The 15,286-nt window shown below is 60.9% G+C and carries 17 protein-coding genes; 13 read left to right on the top strand and 4 right to left on the bottom strand.

The window, feature by feature from the left end:
• Positions 1-18 precede the first annotated feature (18 nt).
• From K3767_RS05345 to K3767_RS05320, 6 genes are all read left to right on the top strand, one after another.
• Complete coding sequence (locus tag K3767_RS05345; protein ID WP_221172538.1) at positions 19-1,182, top strand: LL-diaminopimelate aminotransferase; 1,164 nt, start codon at positions 19-21, stop codon at positions 1,180-1,182.
• Positions 1,182-1,703, top strand: a complete 522-nt coding sequence (gene folK / locus K3767_RS05340; RefSeq protein WP_221172537.1) for a 2-amino-4-hydroxy-6-hydroxymethyldihydropteridine diphosphokinase — start codon at positions 1,182-1,184, stop codon at positions 1,701-1,703. Before K3767_RS05345 ends, folK begins: the two co-directional genes overlap by 1 nt.
• Before the next feature lie 10 nt (positions 1,704-1,713).
• On the top strand, positions 1,714-1,971 hold the full coding sequence (locus K3767_RS05335) for a YHS domain-containing protein (RefSeq protein WP_221172536.1): 258 nt from the start codon (positions 1,714-1,716) through the stop codon (positions 1,969-1,971).
• On the top strand, positions 1,941-2,501 hold the full coding sequence (locus tag K3767_RS05330; protein WP_221172535.1) for a lytic transglycosylase domain-containing protein: 561 nt from the start codon (positions 1,941-1,943) through the stop codon (positions 2,499-2,501). The genes K3767_RS05335 and K3767_RS05330 overlap by 31 nt, the downstream gene beginning before the upstream one ends.
• A 91-nt stretch (positions 2,502-2,592) precedes the next feature.
• On the top strand, positions 2,593-4,431 hold the full coding sequence (locus K3767_RS05325; RefSeq protein WP_221172534.1) for a cache domain-containing protein: 1,839 nt from the start codon (positions 2,593-2,595) through the stop codon (positions 4,429-4,431).
• Positions 4,432-4,531: 100 nt separating this feature from the next.
• Positions 4,532-5,362: an MBL fold metallo-hydrolase gene (locus tag K3767_RS05320; protein ID WP_221172533.1), complete on the top strand. Its 831-nt coding sequence runs from the start codon at positions 4,532-4,534 to the stop codon at positions 5,360-5,362.
• Here the strand turns inward: K3767_RS05320 and K3767_RS05315 are convergent.
• The 3 genes from K3767_RS05315 to K3767_RS05305 form a co-directional block, all read right to left on the bottom strand.
• The gene (locus K3767_RS05315) at positions 5,340-6,818 is read right to left on the bottom strand and encodes an Rne/Rng family ribonuclease (RefSeq protein ID WP_221172532.1); all 1,479 of its coding nucleotides are present in this window, start codon (positions 6,816-6,818) and stop codon (positions 5,340-5,342) included. The two genes, K3767_RS05320 and K3767_RS05315, sit on opposite strands and share 23 nt — an antisense overlap.
• 279 nt (positions 6,819-7,097) lie before the next feature.
• The gene (locus tag K3767_RS05310; RefSeq protein ID WP_221172531.1) at positions 7,098-7,922 is read right to left on the bottom strand and encodes a purine-nucleoside phosphorylase; all 825 of its coding nucleotides are present in this window, start codon (positions 7,920-7,922) and stop codon (positions 7,098-7,100) included.
• Positions 7,915-8,817: a mechanosensitive ion channel family protein gene (locus tag K3767_RS05305; RefSeq protein ID WP_221172530.1), complete on the bottom strand. Its 903-nt coding sequence runs from the start codon at positions 8,815-8,817 to the stop codon at positions 7,915-7,917. The genes K3767_RS05310 and K3767_RS05305 overlap by 8 nt, the downstream gene beginning before the upstream one ends.
• 74 nt (positions 8,818-8,891) lie before the next feature.
• Between K3767_RS05305 and K3767_RS05300 the strand changes: the two genes are divergently transcribed.
• The 4 genes from K3767_RS05300 to ahbD are packed head-to-tail and all read left to right on the top strand — an operon-like array spanning position 8,892 to position 11,738.
• Positions 8,892-9,647 carry a fumarylacetoacetate hydrolase family protein gene (locus K3767_RS05300; protein ID WP_221172529.1) on the top strand — a complete coding sequence of 252 codons (756 nt, stop codon included), beginning with the start codon at positions 8,892-8,894 and terminating at the stop codon, positions 9,645-9,647.
• A gap of 1 nt (position 9,648) precedes the next feature.
• On the top strand, positions 9,649-10,209 hold the full coding sequence (locus K3767_RS05295; protein WP_221172528.1) for a Uma2 family endonuclease: 561 nt from the start codon (positions 9,649-9,651) through the stop codon (positions 10,207-10,209).
• Entirely contained in the window at positions 10,209-10,664 is a 456-nt protein-coding gene (locus K3767_RS05290; RefSeq protein ID WP_221172527.1) for an MOSC domain-containing protein, read from the top strand. Before K3767_RS05295 ends, K3767_RS05290 begins: the two co-directional genes overlap by 1 nt.
• Positions 10,665-11,738 carry a heme b synthase gene (gene ahbD / locus K3767_RS05285; RefSeq protein WP_221172526.1) on the top strand — a complete coding sequence of 358 codons (1,074 nt, stop codon included), beginning with the start codon at positions 10,665-10,667 and terminating at the stop codon, positions 11,736-11,738. It begins immediately after the preceding gene.
• Here the strand turns inward: ahbD and K3767_RS05280 are convergent.
• Positions 11,735-12,454, bottom strand: a complete 720-nt coding sequence (locus K3767_RS05280) for a YkgJ family cysteine cluster protein (RefSeq protein WP_221172525.1) — start codon at positions 12,452-12,454, stop codon at positions 11,735-11,737. The genes ahbD and K3767_RS05280 overlap by 4 nt on opposite strands.
• A gap of 64 nt (positions 12,455-12,518) precedes the next feature.
• Here K3767_RS05280 and K3767_RS05275 point away from each other — a divergent pair, with 64 nt between their 5' ends.
• From K3767_RS05275 to K3767_RS05265, 3 genes are read left to right on the top strand one after another with little or no spacing between them, the layout of a single operon-like run.
• Positions 12,519-12,929, top strand: a complete 411-nt coding sequence (locus tag K3767_RS05275; protein WP_221172524.1) for a hypothetical protein — start codon at positions 12,519-12,521, stop codon at positions 12,927-12,929.
• Positions 12,930-12,932: 3 nt separating this feature from the next.
• On the top strand, positions 12,933-14,591 hold the full coding sequence (locus K3767_RS05270; protein WP_221172523.1) for a CTP synthase: 1,659 nt from the start codon (positions 12,933-12,935) through the stop codon (positions 14,589-14,591).
• 4 nt (positions 14,592-14,595) lie between these two features.
• Positions 14,596-15,252, top strand: a complete 657-nt coding sequence (locus K3767_RS05265; protein WP_221172522.1) for a 16S rRNA (guanine(527)-N(7))-methyltransferase RsmG — start codon at positions 14,596-14,598, stop codon at positions 15,250-15,252.
• Positions 15,253-15,286: the final 34 nt, after the last annotated feature.

Raw genomic sequence — 15,286 nt, 5'->3', positions numbered from 1 at the left:
AAGGAGAAGGAGGAGGCGGTGTTCGAGTTTTCGGAGCGTCTAAGGAAGCTTCCCCCTTACCTTTTCGTGGAGCTTGACCGGCTAAAGGCCGAGGCCAGGGCCAAAGGTATGGATGTGATCGATCTCGGTGTGGGGGATCCGGATCTTCCCACCCCTCCCCACATCGTTAAGGCCGGAAAACGGGCCCTGGAAAAACCGGAGAATCACCACTACCCCTCAAGCGTGGGGATGATGGCCTTTCGGGAGGCGGTGGTCGAGTGGTTCAGGAATCGTTTCGGGGTGGAGCTCGACCCCGCCACCGAGGTGGTGACCCTGATCGGGTCCAAGGAGGCCATTGCCCACTTCCCCCTGGCCTTCGTGAATCCCGGGGATGTGGTCCTGGTGCCCACGCCGGCCTACCCGGTCTATCACATCGGAACTCTTTTTGCCGGGGGAGAGACCTACTATCTTCCGCTTACCGCGGAAAACGACTTCAAACCCGATCTTTCGGCCATTCCCGGGGAGGTTCTCTCCCGGGCCAGGATCCTCTGGATCAATTACCCCAACAATCCCACCACCGCGGTGGTTACCCGGGAGTGGTTCGCGGAGGTGGTGGCCTTTGCCCGGGAGCACCGGCTCATCGTGGCCCACGACGCGGCTTACAGCGAGCTTTACTACGACGGGTATGTGCCGCCCAGTATCCTGGAGGTGCCGGGGGCCAAGGAGGTGGCCATCGAGTTTCACAGCCTTTCCAAGACCTACTGCATGACCGGCTGGCGGATCGGTTTTGCCGTGGGAGGGGCCGAGCTGGTGAAGGGGCTCGTGACCGTCAAGAACAATGTGGACTCCGGATGCTTCCAGGCCGTACAGGAGGCCGGCATTGCGGCCCTCACCGGCCCGCAGGACTGTGTGGCCGAGCACCGGCGCATCTTCGACGAGCGGCGACGGGTGATGCTTGAGGGCCTGCAAAAACTCGGCTTCGAGGTCTATCCACCGAAGGCCACCTTTTACCTCTGGGTCAGGGTGCCCGAGGGATACACCTCGGCGGAGTTCTGTGCCCGCCTGATCAAAGAGGCCGGGATCGTGGTTACCCCCGGAAACGGCTTCGGAGAGCCGGGGGAGGGCTTTTTCCGTATTGCGCTCACGGTGGGGAAGGATCGCCTCGAGGAGGCTCTGGGACGCCTGGCGGCCTTAAACCTTTAGTGCGGGCTTACCTCGGCCTGGGTTCCAACCTGGGAGATCGGGCCGGAAATCTGCACCGGGCCCTTGAGTACCTTTCCGCTACACCGGGAGTCCGTCTGGGGAGGGTCTCTTCCCTCTACCTGACCGAACCGGTGGGGTTTTCCTCACCGAACTGGTTTTACAACCTGGTGGTGACCGTGGAAACCTCTCTCTCGGCCTGGGAGCTGGTGAGCCGGGGGCTGGAGATAGAGCTGCGGCTGGGCCGAAGGCGAGGAAGGGAGTGCGGAGACCGGGTGCTGGACATAGACCTCCTTTTCTACGGGGATCTGATCCTCCGGGAAGAGTGGGTACAGGTGCCCCACCCCCGCCTGCACGAGCGGGCCTTCGTGCTGGCACCTCTTTGCGAGATAGCCCCGGACCTCCGGCATCCCGTTTTCGGTAAGACCGTGCGGGAGCTGTGGGAGAATCTCGAAAACAGAGAGAGGGTGGTCAGGATGGGTTCTCTCACGGGTGTCTTGCCGAAAAGGGAAAGGTGGAAGTAAAGTAACAGGGATGATCCGGCTCATTCTTCTTCTGATACTTGTCCTGCTGGTGCTGTGGTCCGTGCGGGGCCTGGTGGAGGATCTTAAGGCCCTTTTCCACGGGGAAGGACGGGAGAGGAAGAGGACGCCGCTTTCCGACGAACTGGTGAGGGATCCGGTTTGCGGGGTTTACTGTCCCAAGAGCACGGCTTATAAACTCAAAAAGGAGGGGGAAACCTACTATTTTTGCAGCGAAAAATGTCGCGAGCGATTCTTGCAGTCCTCCTAGTTCTGGGGGTGGCCTCCTGGGCCCGGGCGGACATTTACCGTTATGTGGATTCCGAGGGAAGGGTCCACTTCACCAATGTGCCCCTGGGGCGGGGGTGGCGTCTTTACCTTCGCACGCCTCGCCGAAGCCCTTCGGGCCCCCTGGAATCTCTTTTCGAGGAGGTGGCCCGGAGGGAGGGGGTGGACGCGGCGCTTCTTAAGGCCGTGGCCCGGGTGGAATCCGGCTTCAATCCCAGGGCCGTGTCCCCCAAGGGGGCCCTAGGTCTCATGCAGCTTCTTCCCGAGACCGCCCGGCTGATGCGGGTGCGGGATCCCTTCAACCCCCGCGACAACCTCTACGGGGCCGCCCGGTTTCTAAAGCGCCTTCTCCGGGAATTCGGCGATCTCAGGCTGGCCCTGGCCGCCTATCACGCCGGCCCCGATGCGGTGCGACGCTTCCGCGGCCTCCCCCCATACCCCGAAACCCGGAGGTATGTGCAGGCGGTCCTTCGTTACTACCGTCTGTATCGTCTTCGCGGTTTTTCCCGATGAGTCCTCGCCCGCCCTTCTCGGACCCGGTCGTCGGATCGGGTTTTCTGTGTTATGGTGGGAGAGGCATTTTCAGGCAAGAAGGAGGTCGGTCATGCCCAGGTGGAATCCGGACAAGAGGCTTCTCGAGCATGTGCACACCAAGTTCTGGCAGCCGGAACTGAAGGATGTCCCCGAACCCAATCTCATGAAGGAGATCTTCCCCTACACGGATGTGCCCTACATCGAGTTCGATCATCGCTATGTCCCCCCGAATCCGGCCCGGGACATCTGGATAACCGACACCACCTTCCGCGACGGTCAGCAGGCTCGTCCCCCCTATACCGTGGAACAGATCGTGGATCTCTACAAGCTCATGCACCGGCTGGGAGGGCCGAACGGGGTGGTGCGGCAGAGCGAGTTCTTCCTCTATACCCAGAAGGATCGCGAGGCCGTGGAGAGGTGTCTGGCTCTGGGATACCGCTATCCGGAGGTCACCGGCTGGATCCGGGCCAGGACCGAGGACCTCAAGCTGGTAAAGGAAATGGGGCTCAGGGAGACCGGTATCCTTACCTCCTGTTCCGACTACCACATCTTCCTCAAGCTAGGGAAGACCCGCCGGGAGGCGCTGGAGGGGTATCTGGCCATCGTTAAGGAGGCCCTCTCGCTGGGGATCGTGCCCCGGTGTCATTTCGAGGATGTCACCCGGGCGGACATTTACGGATTCGTGGTGCCCTTTGCCATAGAACTCATGAAGCTCCGGGAGGAATCCGGAATAGATGTCAAGATCCGGCTGTGTGACACCCTGGGGCTGGGGGTTCCCTTTCCCGAGGCGGCTCTTCCCCGGAGCGTGCCCAAGCTGGTGCGGGTCCTCATCGAGGAGGCCGGGGTGCCGGGGGAGCTTCTGGAGTGGCACGGGCACAACGACTTTTACAAGGTGGTCATCAACGCCACCGCGGCCTGGCTTTACGGTTGCGCGGCGGTCAACTGCGCCCTCCTGGGATTCGGAGAGCGCACGGGAAACACCCCGCTCGAGGCCATGATCTTCGAGTACATATCCCTGCGCGGGACTCACAACGGAGTGGATACCCGGGTAATTACCGAGATCGCCGACTACTATCGGGAGGTGCTGGGCGAGAAGATTCCGGCCAACCAGCCCTTCGTGGGCTCGGAATTCAACGCCACCCGGGCCGGCATCCACATCGACGGTCTCCTCAAGAACGAAGAGATTTACAATCCCTTCGACACCAAAAAACTCCTCAACCGTCCCGTCGGGATCATCATCACCGACAAGAGCGGCACCGCCGGTATCGCCTACTGGATCAATACCCACTTTCACCTGAAGGGAGACAAACAGATCGACAAGCGTCATCCCGGAGTGGCCAAGATTTACAAGCACATCATCAAGCAGTACGAGGCCGGGCGCATCACCTCCATCTCCAACGAAGAGATGATGCAGTTGGTGCGCAAGTACATTCCGGAACTCTTCGTCTCCGACCTGGATCGCATGAAGGCCCGGGCTGAGAAGCTTCTCACCAGTCTCGCCGAGGAGCTTGCCGAACGCTCCGAGATCCGTTCCATGGATCCGGAGAAAATCGTTCCGGTCCTGCGGGAGTTCCTGGAGGAACATCCCTACATTCAGTTCATCTATGTGGTGAACAGCGAGGGGCGACGCATCACCCCCCTCATAACCCATGTGGAGGATCGGGGACGCTACGAGCACCTCCTCAAAGACGAGGACTATTCGGATCGGCCCTGGTTCCTGGAACCCTTTAAGACCGGGCGGGTGTATGTGTCGGACTTTTATTCCTCGAAGGTTACCGGAGCCCTGTGTCTGACCGTCTCGGCCCCCATCCGGGACAGATACGAGGAGATCGTGGGCATCCTGGGCATGGACATACGCTTTAAAGAGCTTCTCAAGATGGAGGAGGAGGACGAGGAGGAGCATACTTGAACTGGCGGCCGCCGGAGGGCACCGTCTGCCGGAGGGCCGTTTCACCAATCCCTGGCTTGAGGCCGAAGGGCCGGCTCTGGTCGAGATCCTGAAGTGGAAGGTGGCCCGGTTCTCCAAGAACCGGGCCCCGAAGACCTTTCCGCTTCGGGTGTCCTTTCCCCCGCCCGAAGTCCTCGAGGAGGACTTCCTCCTCTGTTTCCTGGGGCACAACACGGTATTCCTCAGAGCGGGGGGACGAACTCTTCTTTTCGACCCCATCCTGGGGCCCATAGGGGGCGTCCTGCGGCGCCGTACCCCTCCCCCGCTTTCCCCTGAATCCCTGCCTTCCCCGGATCTGGTGCTCGTCTCCCACGCCCACCTGGATCATCTGGATCGTCCCACCCTGAAACGCCTTTCCGGGGACTTCACCCTGGTGGCCGGGGTGGGGACGCACCGGTATCTGGAGAGGAATCGTCTGGTGGAGCTGGACTGGCTTGAGGAGCGGGTGATTTTCGGGGTGCGGATTCTGGGGCTTCCGGTTCAGCACTGGTCGCAGAGGGGGCTTTTCGATCACAACCGAAGTCTCTGGCTCGGGTTTCTGGTGGAGGTGGCCGGATTGCGTCTCTTTTTCGGGGGAGACACCGGATACTTCCGGGGGTTCCGGGAAATAGGGGCGGAGTTCGGGCCCTTTGATCTGGCCCTTCTTCCGTGCGGGGCCTACGAACCGAGGGAGCTGATGGCGCCCTTTCACATGACCCCGGAGGAGGCCGTGCAGGCGGCCCTGGATCTGCGGGCCGAAGCAGCCGTCCCCCTCCACTGGGGGGCCTACTTTCTCGGGGACGAACCCCCGGAGGAGCCTCCTCAACGATTCGCCGAAGAGGCCCGGAGAAGGGGCCTCCGGGCTCGGGTGCTCTATCCGGGGGAGATCCTCAGGCTCGATCGTTCTTTATGAAGAACTTGTATTCCCACAGAGGGAGGTCGCTCTCGGGAGAGACGGTCAGCTCAAAGCCGTAGCGGCTCTCGATCTCCCCCAGGTAGTCCATCTCCTCGGCCAGGAATTCGGCCATCTCCGGATGAAGGCGGATCTCCACCACCTTACCCCGGATGTGAGGCCCCATGCGCTCCAGGCGCCGAAAAATCTCGTAGCCGATGGTGCGCCGGCTCTTGAGCCGCCCCTCGCCCCCGCAGCAGGGACAGCGTTCCAGGAAGACCTCGTAAAGGGATTCGCGGCGGCGTTCCCTGGTCATCTCCAGCAGTCCGAAGTCGGAGATGGGTTTGACCGAGGTCTTGGCCCGATCCCGTTTCAGGGCCTCCTTCAGGGTCTGGTAAACCTCTTCCCGGTGACCGGGGTCCTCCATGTCGATGAAGTCGATCACGATGAGGCCGCCGATGTTGCGCAGGCGGAGCTGATAGGCGATCTCCCGGGCGGCCTCGAGGTTGGTCCTGAAGACGGTTTCCTCCAGGTCCCTGCGGCCCACGAAGCGTCCGGTGTTTACATCGATGGCCGTAAAGGCCTCGCAGGGCTCGATAACGATAAATCCCCCGGACTTGAGCCATACCCGCGGGGAGAGGAGACGCCTGGGGTCCACCTCTAGACCGTAGGTTTCGAAGAGATCCCGCGGCCCCTCGTGGAGGCGCACGCATCCCTTGAGGTGGGGAGCGGCCCGGGAAAGAAAGTCGAGGATCTTCCGGTATTCCTCCCGGTCGTCGATCACCACCGAGGAAACCTCCCGGGTGAGGAGGTCCCGCACGGCCCGCAGGCTCGCCTCCAGCTCCTCGTAGATCAGGGCCGGGGCCCGGGAACGCTCCGCGCGGGTGGAGATCTCCTCCCAGAGGGAGAGCAGAAATTCCATCTCCGGCTTTATCTCCTCGGCCGAGGCTCCCTCCGCCGCGGTGCGCACGATCCAGCCCGTGCCCGGAGGACGAGCCTCCTCCACGATGCTACGCAAACGCTCCCGCTCGGCCTCGTCCTTTATCTTGCGGGAGATGCCTATGTGACTCATGTAGGGAAGATACACCAGATAGTGTCCGGGAAGGGTTATGTTGGTGGAAAGACGCGCCCCTTTGGAGCCCACGGGCTCTTTTATGACCTGAACCAGGATCTCCTGTCCCTCCCGGAGGACCTCGCAGAGGGCCCTATCGGAAACGAAGGCCGACTCCCCCAGCAATTCCTCTCCTTCCAGAATGGGCAGGAAATCCCCCCCGTAAAGGAAGGCGGTGCGGGAAAGCCCCACCTCCACGAAGGCGGCCTTCATGCCGGGGAGCACCCGCACCACGCGCCCCTTGTAGATGTTTCCCACCACCCCCTTTTCCTTGGGGCGCTCTACATAGAACTCGACGAGCTGCCCTCCCTCGACGAGGGCCACCCGTGTCTCGTAGGGGGCGTAATTGATGAGAAGCTCGGCCAATTATCCTTCCTGTGCTCCCTTGTGTTTGAGGTAAAGTCCGTAGATAAACAAGAGCATTCCTCCCAGAGCTATAAACACATAAGTCCAAAAAAGATCGTCCATTTTACTCCTCCGGAGTTAACAAAACAGAAGAAATGGTTAGAAAAAGCCAAGCTACCGTCCCACCAACTAATATCGCCAACGGGGCTTTATTCAGTATGCCTCCTACTAACATGCCACCCATCACAATCTTGGAAAAATCTCCCAGCAGGTCGGATAGTCTTTGAAGTTTGTTTTTCCTCATAGTTTCTCTATAAACCTCTCGATAAGGCGCGTCAAACGGTTCTCGGCGGCCTGGGCCCGGGCGATGACCTCTTCCAGGAGGATGGGTTGAAAGTTGTCCGGATCGTTCACATTGGCGATCACGGATATCCCCAGAACCTCCATCCCGGCGTGCACGGCCACGATGACCTCCGGCACCGTGGACATCCCCACCGCATCGGCCCCGATAAGACGCAGGAAACGGGTCTCCGCCGGGGTCTCGAGACTAGGCCCGGGCACGGCCACATAGACCCCCTCCCGGATCGTTTCCCCCAGTTCCCGGGCCGCTTCCCGGAGGATCTCCCGCAGGCGGGAGGAATAGGCTTCGGAAAGGTCCGGGAAACGCGGACCCCAGTCCTCCCGGTTGGGACCCCGGAGGGGATTGTCGGGGATGAGGTTGATGTGATCCCGGAGGAGCATGAGGTCGCCGGGACGAAAGTCCAGATTGAGCCCCCCGGCGGCGTTCGAGACCACCAGGATTCGCGCTCCGAGGAGACTTAACACCCGCACCGGAAGCGTGATCTCCCTGGTGGAATATCCCTCGTAGTAATGAAATCGTCCCCTGAAGGCCGCCACCCTTTTGCCCGCAAGATGCCCCACCACCAGCTCCCCGGCGTGACTTTCCACGGTGGAGACCGGGAAGTGGGGGATCTCCCGGTAGGGAAGTCGCAAGAGCGCTTTTATGCGCTCTCCCAGGCCGGAAAGCCCGGTGCCCAGCACCAGGAGAATCTCGGGGCGGAAGGGTAATTTCCCGGCGAGAAAATCGCGGGCTTCCTCCACCCGGGTGAAGTAATCCTTATCCATGGCCTCCTCCCACAAGGGTTTTAAGGTTCCGGATGGCCTCGCCGGAGAGGCTCTTTAAGTGAAGATCCCTCTGCGGGAAGGGGATCTCGATGCCCGCCTCGATGAGGGCCCGGTGGATGGCGTAGTAATAATCGCTCTTTATGCCGGTCAGGGCCCGCTTGGCCTGGGACTGCCTGATCCAGACCGCAAGCGAAAACTCCAGGGCGCTATCGCCGAACCCGGTAAACCACACCTGCAGGGGGTGATCCGCGTCCTCCTGCGTTAGGGGGACCTTCCGGGCCGCCTCGGTGACCACCCGTTTCACCAGTTCGGGGTCACTTCCGTAGGCCACCCCGAAGGGAATGTGGATCCGGCGCCAGTCGTCCTCGTAGGTCCAGGTGGAGATGCGCTTGGAGACGAATTCCGAATTGGGCACGATGAGGTCCTGCCCGTCAAAGGTCCGGAGCACGGTGGAACGCATGTTGATCTCCTTGACCACGCCCAGGGTGCCGTCCTCCAGTTCCACCAGGTCGCCCACCCGAAGACTCCCCTCGGTGAGCAGTATGATGCCGGAGATGAAGTTGCTGGTTATGGTCTGGAGCCCGAAACCGATACCCACGCCGAGGGCCCCGAATATGAGGCCCACCTGGGTGAGGTTGAGCCCGGCGCTGGAGAGCGCCACCAGAAGCAGTATCACCAGGAGGGCATAGTAAATGAGAGTGGTCAGGGAATTGATCGCACTTGCCGAGGCCTGAAAACGCCCGATGAAAAACCGTTCGGCCCGACGCCGGAAGTAACGAAGGAAAAACACCCCCAGCCCCAGGATGAGCAGAAACTTGATAAACCCCAGGAGGGTGAAGGTGATGCCCCCGGTCTGCCACAGGGGATAGGTAAGGATTCTCTTCAGGGTTCCCATACGACTTAACGGAAACGGAATTTCTGGATATCTTATCAACTTCAGCGGATCCGGAAAAGGAGGATTGGGGCTTCATGAAGATCGTGCGTTTTCGCTGGAGGGATCTTGAGGGCTGGGGAAGGCTTGAGGGAGAGCGCATTCTGGGTCTTCCGGGGGTGGAGGAAGCGGTCCGGGTGCCGGAGGAGGGGGTGCCGCTTACCGAGGTGCGTCTTCTGCCTCCCACGGTGCCCACCAAGATCGTGGCCGTGGGTCTGAACTATCGCGACCATGCCGAGGAACTGGGCCTTCCGGTGCCGGACGAACCGCTCATTTTCCTTAAACCCCCTTCGGCGGTGATCGGGCCGGAGGATCCCATCCTGCTCCCCCGAAAGATCGGTCGGGTGGATTACGAGGCGGAGCTGGCGGTGGTGATCGGGAAGGTCACCCGGAAGATTCGACCGGAGGAGGCCTCCCGTCACATCCTGGGCTACACCTGCTTCAACGATGTGACCGCCAGGGATCTCCAGAAAAAAGACGGTCAGTGGACCCGGGCCAAGAGCTTCGACACCTTTGCCCCGCTGGGCCCCTGGATAGAGACCGACCTCGACCCCTCCGCCCTGAGGATCCGGGCCTACCTTAACGGTCGGATCGTTCAGGATTCCTCCACGGAAAAACTCATCTTTCCGGTAAACGAGCTGGTGAGCTTCATCTCCCACATCATGACCCTTTATCCGGGAGATGTCATCGCCACCGGGACGCCCCCGGGGGTGGGACCTCTTTCCCCCGGAGATGTGGTGGAGGTGGAGGTGGAAGGGGTGGGTCGGCTGGCCAACTTCGTGCGGGAAAGTTAGAATGAGACCGGGGATGATGGCCTTAGCTGAAAATCTTCCACGATATACCTGGGAGGATTACCGCCTGTGGAAGGGCCGCTGGGAGCTCATCGAAGGGGTGCCCTATGCCATGGCTCCCCTGCCTTCCTTCGAACACCAGATCGTGAGCGGCCGTATTCATGTGGAGCTCGTGCGGGCGCTTGAGGGATGTCCCCACTGCGTAGCTCTTCTTCCGGTGGACTGGAAGATAGATGAGCACACCGTGGTCCAGCCCGACAACCTCGTGGTTTGCGGTAAGCTTCCGCCGAATCCTCCCCTGGAAAAAGCGCCGATCCTGATCTTTGAGGTGCTTTCTCCTTCCACGATCCTCAAGGATCGTAATTTAAAATTCCGGCTTCACGAAAGGGCCGGGGTAAAGTATCTGGTGCTGGTGGATCCTGCACGCTCCGAGGCCGAGATCTTTGAACTAAAAGAGGGTCGCTACGCCTTACCTGAAAAAGTCCGGAACGAGAAGGTTCGTTTTGATCTGGGGGTCTGTGAAATGGAATTCGATTTCGGGAAGATTTTTCCGGGAGGTGGATAATGGAGGGGCGAGTGGTGGCCCTTTCCGTGAGTCGGGACAAGGGCGTCCCCAAGGAAAATGTGACCGAGGTGAGGATCGTTGAGGGCTACGGGGTGGAGGGAGACGCTCACGGAGGGGCGTGGCACCGTCAGGTGAGTTTTCTGGATCTCGCCACCCTGGAGTGTATGAGGGAGACCCTGGGGAGGGAGGTCCGTCCCGGGGAGCTTGCCGAGAATGTGACCGTGGATCTGGATCTTTCCGCCGTGGAGGTGGGGGATCGTATTGCCGCCGGGGAGTGTCTCTTTGAGGTCACCCAGATAGGGAAGAAGTGTCACACCGGTTGTGCCATTTTTAAGCGCGTGGGCCGCTGCGAGATGCGCAACCGGGGCGTTTTTACCCGGGTGCTCAGGGGTGGAGTGCTTCGGGTGGGGGATCCGGTGCGAATCCTCGCGAGATCCGAGGGAAAGGGGGATTAAATGCATCTGCACGGAGAGGGAAAACCGCAGTTCGTCCCTCGCCTCGTGGCCTGGGAGCTCACCCGTTCGTGCAATCTGGACTGCGTGCACTGTCGGGCGGCGGCTTCCAGGGGACCATACGAGGGGGAGCTTACCACCGAGGAGTGTCTGAGGATTCTTTCCGAGATTGCCGAGGTGTCCAAACCCATCGTCATACTTACCGGAGGGGAGCCTCTGCTCCGGGACGATCTCCTGGTTCTGACCCGCAAGGCCCGTGAACTGGGTATGCGTCCGGTGCTGGCCACCAACGGAACGCTTCTTACGGAGGAACTGGCCCTCAAGCTGAAAGAGGCCGGCCTGGCCCGGGTCAGCATAAGCCTGGACGGGGCGAGCCCCGAGGCCCACGACAGTTTCCGGAAGGTGCCCGGGGCCTTCGAGGGGGCCCTGCGGGGAATAGAAATCCTCAAAAAGGTGGGCATTCCCTTCCAGATCAACACCACGGTCACGGCCAGAAACCTTGAGGAACTACCCGGGGTCCACGAGCTGGCCAAGAAGCTGGGGGCCGTGGCCCATCACATCTTTCTTCTGGTGCCGGTGGGGCGGGGAAAGGAGTTGGCGGAGGACTCCCTTCCCCCCGAGGTCTACGAGAAGACCCTGCACTGGTTTTACGACCAGAGGGAGAAGGCCGGCCTTCACCTCAAGGCCACCTGCGCTCCTCACTACTACAGGATCCTCCGCGAACGAGCCCGGGCCGAGGGTAAACCGGTGACCATGGAGACCTTCGGACTCGACGCCGTGACCCGGGGGTGTCTGGCGGGGACGGGATTCTGTTTCATCTCCCATAGGGGGGTGGTTCAAACCTGCGGGTATCTGGAGATCGAGTGCGGGGACCTGCGGAAGCAGTCCTTCCCGGAGGTGTGGTGGAATTCCGAGGTCTTCAGGAATCTCAGGGATTTCAGGAAGTACAAGGGCAAGTGCGGACGCTGCGAATACATTCGGGTCTGCGGGGGATGCCGGGCCCGGGCCTACGAGGCCACCGGCGACTACCTGGAAGAGGAGCCCCTCTGCACCTACCAGCCCCGTAAATCGCCTTAATCGAAGATGAGGACCCTCTCCAAAACGAACCGTATACCGGCCTCAAGGAGGTCCTCATCGCTGACCCCGGCGGGGTCCTCAAGATCCGGGACCTCCAGACGGCCGGAGAGGGCTTCCTCGCGGAAGCGGGGCAGATCGTAAAGGGCCAGAAAGATGAGGTCCAGCTGGTCGGCGGTGAGGGGAGTTTCGGCGTGGGCCTGTCTTCTGGCCACCACCTCTCCGAAAAGGTCGTTAAAGCGGAGGTAGGGCTCCAGACCCTGTTCCCTCACGAAGTCCCGCACCCGGATGGTACGCTTTTCGTAGTGCCCCTTACAGTGGGTTTCCCTTATGATGCGGTAAACCTCACGGCGTTTTCCGGTCTCGGGATCCTCGCGGAGGTAACGGGCGAGAGGGTAGGTGCGACAGGCCGACGGCCGATCCGGATAGACCGAACAGCCCTCGGGCTTCAGAAAGGGGCAGGCGAAGTCGTAGGGATTCATCTTTATCGCCACCACGGGCAGCTGGGTCACCTCGCCGATGTAGGCTTCGCCGTAGCGCTCGATGAGTTCCTGAGGAGAGACCCCCAGGGCCCGGCGCAGTCGCAAAAAGTCGTAGGGCGAAAGGACTAAATGCACATCGTAGCAGCACCTGTTGAAGCAGGGGACTCCCGGATGACAGGCAAAGACGATCTCGTCGTCCGGACCGAGTTCCCGCGGATCGAAAACCGGTTCTTCCACTTTTTGTCTCCCTGAAGATTTTGCGCTAAAATACCCCATAAACGGAGAGAAGGAAAGGTTCGTCATGCGGCGTCCCTCTCGTTCCCCGCTCTGGAATCTGGTCTTTGTGGTGATCCTGATCATGGCCCTGATCTGGGCCCGTTATTCCCGCACCGAAAAAAAACGGACTCTTCTGGTCCGTTTTCCCATTCTTTCCCCGGCGCGGGAATCCCTGGGGGAGGTGAGCTTCTGGGTGGAGGATCGGGGGGATCGGCTTCTCAAGGTGGAGCTTTCCCGAAAGCCCGGGGAGGATCTCTATGTAATTCTTTATTATCGGGGAGGGGTGGGGCGTGAGGTAGGTCGTATTTCCGGGACGGTGCTGATACGCTCCTTGGGCCCCACCTTTTCTCCGGAGAAAATTTCCGCTATCGTTCTCAAGGGCGTAAGTTCCGGGCGCATTTACGGTGAGGCCCGGCCAAGTTCACCGAAGGGGTAGATCATGGCGCGTCGAAAACGCGGATTCCACACCAAGTTTATCTTCGTGACCGGTGGAGTGCTTTCCTCTCTCGGCAAGGGGCTGGCCTCGGCCTCCATAGGGGCGTTGCTCGAGGCCCGGGGTCTTCGGGTGACCTTCCAGAAACTCGATCCTTACATCAATGTGGATCCGGGGACCATGAACCCCTTTCAGCACGGGGAGGTCTATGTCACCGACGACGGGGCGGAGACGGATCTCGATCTCGGGCATTACGAGCGCTTCACCTCCGCCCGCATGGGGCGCAAGAACAATTACACCTCCGGAAAGATCTACTTTTCGGTCATCACCAAGGAGCGTCGGGGGGACTATCTGGGAGGCACCGTTCAGATCATCCCTCATGTGACCGACGAGATCAAGGCGGCCATCGTGCAGTTGGCCGGAAGCGAAGTGGATGTGGCCATCATCGAGATCGGGGGCACCGTGGGAGACATAGAAAGCCTCCCCTTCCTGGAGGCCATAAGGCAGCTCCGTTACGACCTGGGTCGGGAAAACACCCTTTACATTCACCTCACCTATGTTCCCTACATCAAGGCCGCCGGAGAGCTAAAGACCAAGCCCACTCAGCACAGCGTTAAGGAACTGCGGGCCATCGGTATCCAGCCGGACATCCTGCTGTGTCGCACGGAGCGGTTTCTGCCCCCGGAAGTCAAGAAAAAGATCGCCCTTTTCTGCAATGTGGAGGAGGACGCGGTGATCACGGCCAAGGATGTGGACTGCATCTACGAGATCCCGCTCATCTTCCACCAGGAGGGGCTGGACGAGAAGATCGTGGAGCTGCTGAACATCTGGACGCGGGAGCCGGATCTTTCCGGCTGGGAAGCCCTGGTGCGAAAGTACAAGAACCCCAGGGATCGGGTGACCATCGCCATAGTGGGAAAGTATGTGGACCTCAAGGACTCCTACAAGAGCCTGCACGAGGCCCTGGTCCACGGAGGGCTGGGGAACGAGGCCTGGGTGGACATTCGCTATGTGAGCGCCGACGAGATCACCCGGGAGAATGTGGCGGAAAAGCTGGAGGGCGTGCACGGGGTCCTGGTGCCCGGAGGGTTCGGGTATCGGGGGGCCGAGGGCAAGATGGAGGCCATCCGCTACGCCCGGGAAAACGGGATCCCCTTTTTCGGAATCTGTCTGGGAATGCAGCTGGCGGTGATCGAGTTTGCCCGCAATGTGGCCGGGCTTTCCGGGGCCAACTCCACGGAGTTCGATCCCGACACCCCTCATCCGGTGATCTACCTCATGCGGGAGTGGTTCAACTACCGCACTCAACGGGTGGAGGTGCGGGACGAGAAGTGCGACAAGGGGGGCACCATGCGGCTCGGGGCCTACCCCTGTCGCCTGGTGCCGGACACCATATCCCACCGGGCCTACGGGTGCGACGAGGTCTTCGAACGCCACCGGCACCGCTACGAGTTCAACAATCAGTACCGGGAACTCCTCACCGAAAAAGGTCTAAAGATCGCCGGGCTTTCCCCGGACGGGGAACTGGTGGAAATCGTGGAACTGGAAGGGCATCCCTGGTTCGTGGGGTGTCAGTTCCATCCGGAGTTCCGGTCCCGTCCCATGGAACCCCATCCCCTCTTCGTGTCTTTCATAAAAGCGGCCCTTGAGCACAAGGGAAGCTGAAGGGATGGATCTCACCTGGGAGGAAGGGCGGGCGTATCTTAAGGCTCTGGTCGCGGAATACGGTCTTCCCTTCCGGGTGGAGACCTTCTGGGGTGAGCTTTTTCTGTATCTGGAAAGACTCTCCGCGGAGGCCGGGCGTCTCCGTCTCACGGCGCTCTCCGATCCCGGGCAACGCCTGCGTTTTCCCGTTCTGGAAAGTCTGATCCTGGCAACGCTTCTCCCGGAGGGGAGCTTCCGGGTGGCCGACCTGGGCAGTGGGGCCGGGGTGCCCGGACTGGTCCTCAAGCTCGTGCGTCCGGAGCTCGAGGTGGTTCTCTACGAGGCCCACGCCCCGCGGGTGACCTTCCTGGAGGAGACCATCGCTCTCCTCGGTCTTTCCGGTATTCGGGTGGAACGAAAACACCTCGGTCGCGAGTGGCCGGAAGCGCGTTTCCCGGTGGTGGTCTCCCGGGGCTACGGTTCGGCGGAGAAATTCGCCGCCCAGGCCGCTCGTCTCCTCACAAGACCCGGCCTGGCCTTTTACCTCTGGCGAAACGATGTGGAGCCCCGGGGCGACCCTGAAAGACACCTGCCCCTCCTGCGGGAGGTATCCTTCGAACTCCCCGAAAAAGGAGGAATCCGCCGACTTCTCGTCTTTTCCTCCACCTCGGAGCTCCCTTGAAATTTATCCTTTTTTGTGGTTTTTTGAGTTGAGG

This window comes from Thermosulfurimonas sp. F29 (assembly GCF_019688735.1).
In the GTDB taxonomy this organism is placed as follows: domain Bacteria; phylum Desulfobacterota; class Thermodesulfobacteria; order Thermodesulfobacteriales; family Thermodesulfobacteriaceae; genus Thermosulfurimonas_A.
Note: the sequence above shows the minus strand (reverse complement) of the source record. Positions and strands in the feature narration are given on the sequence as shown.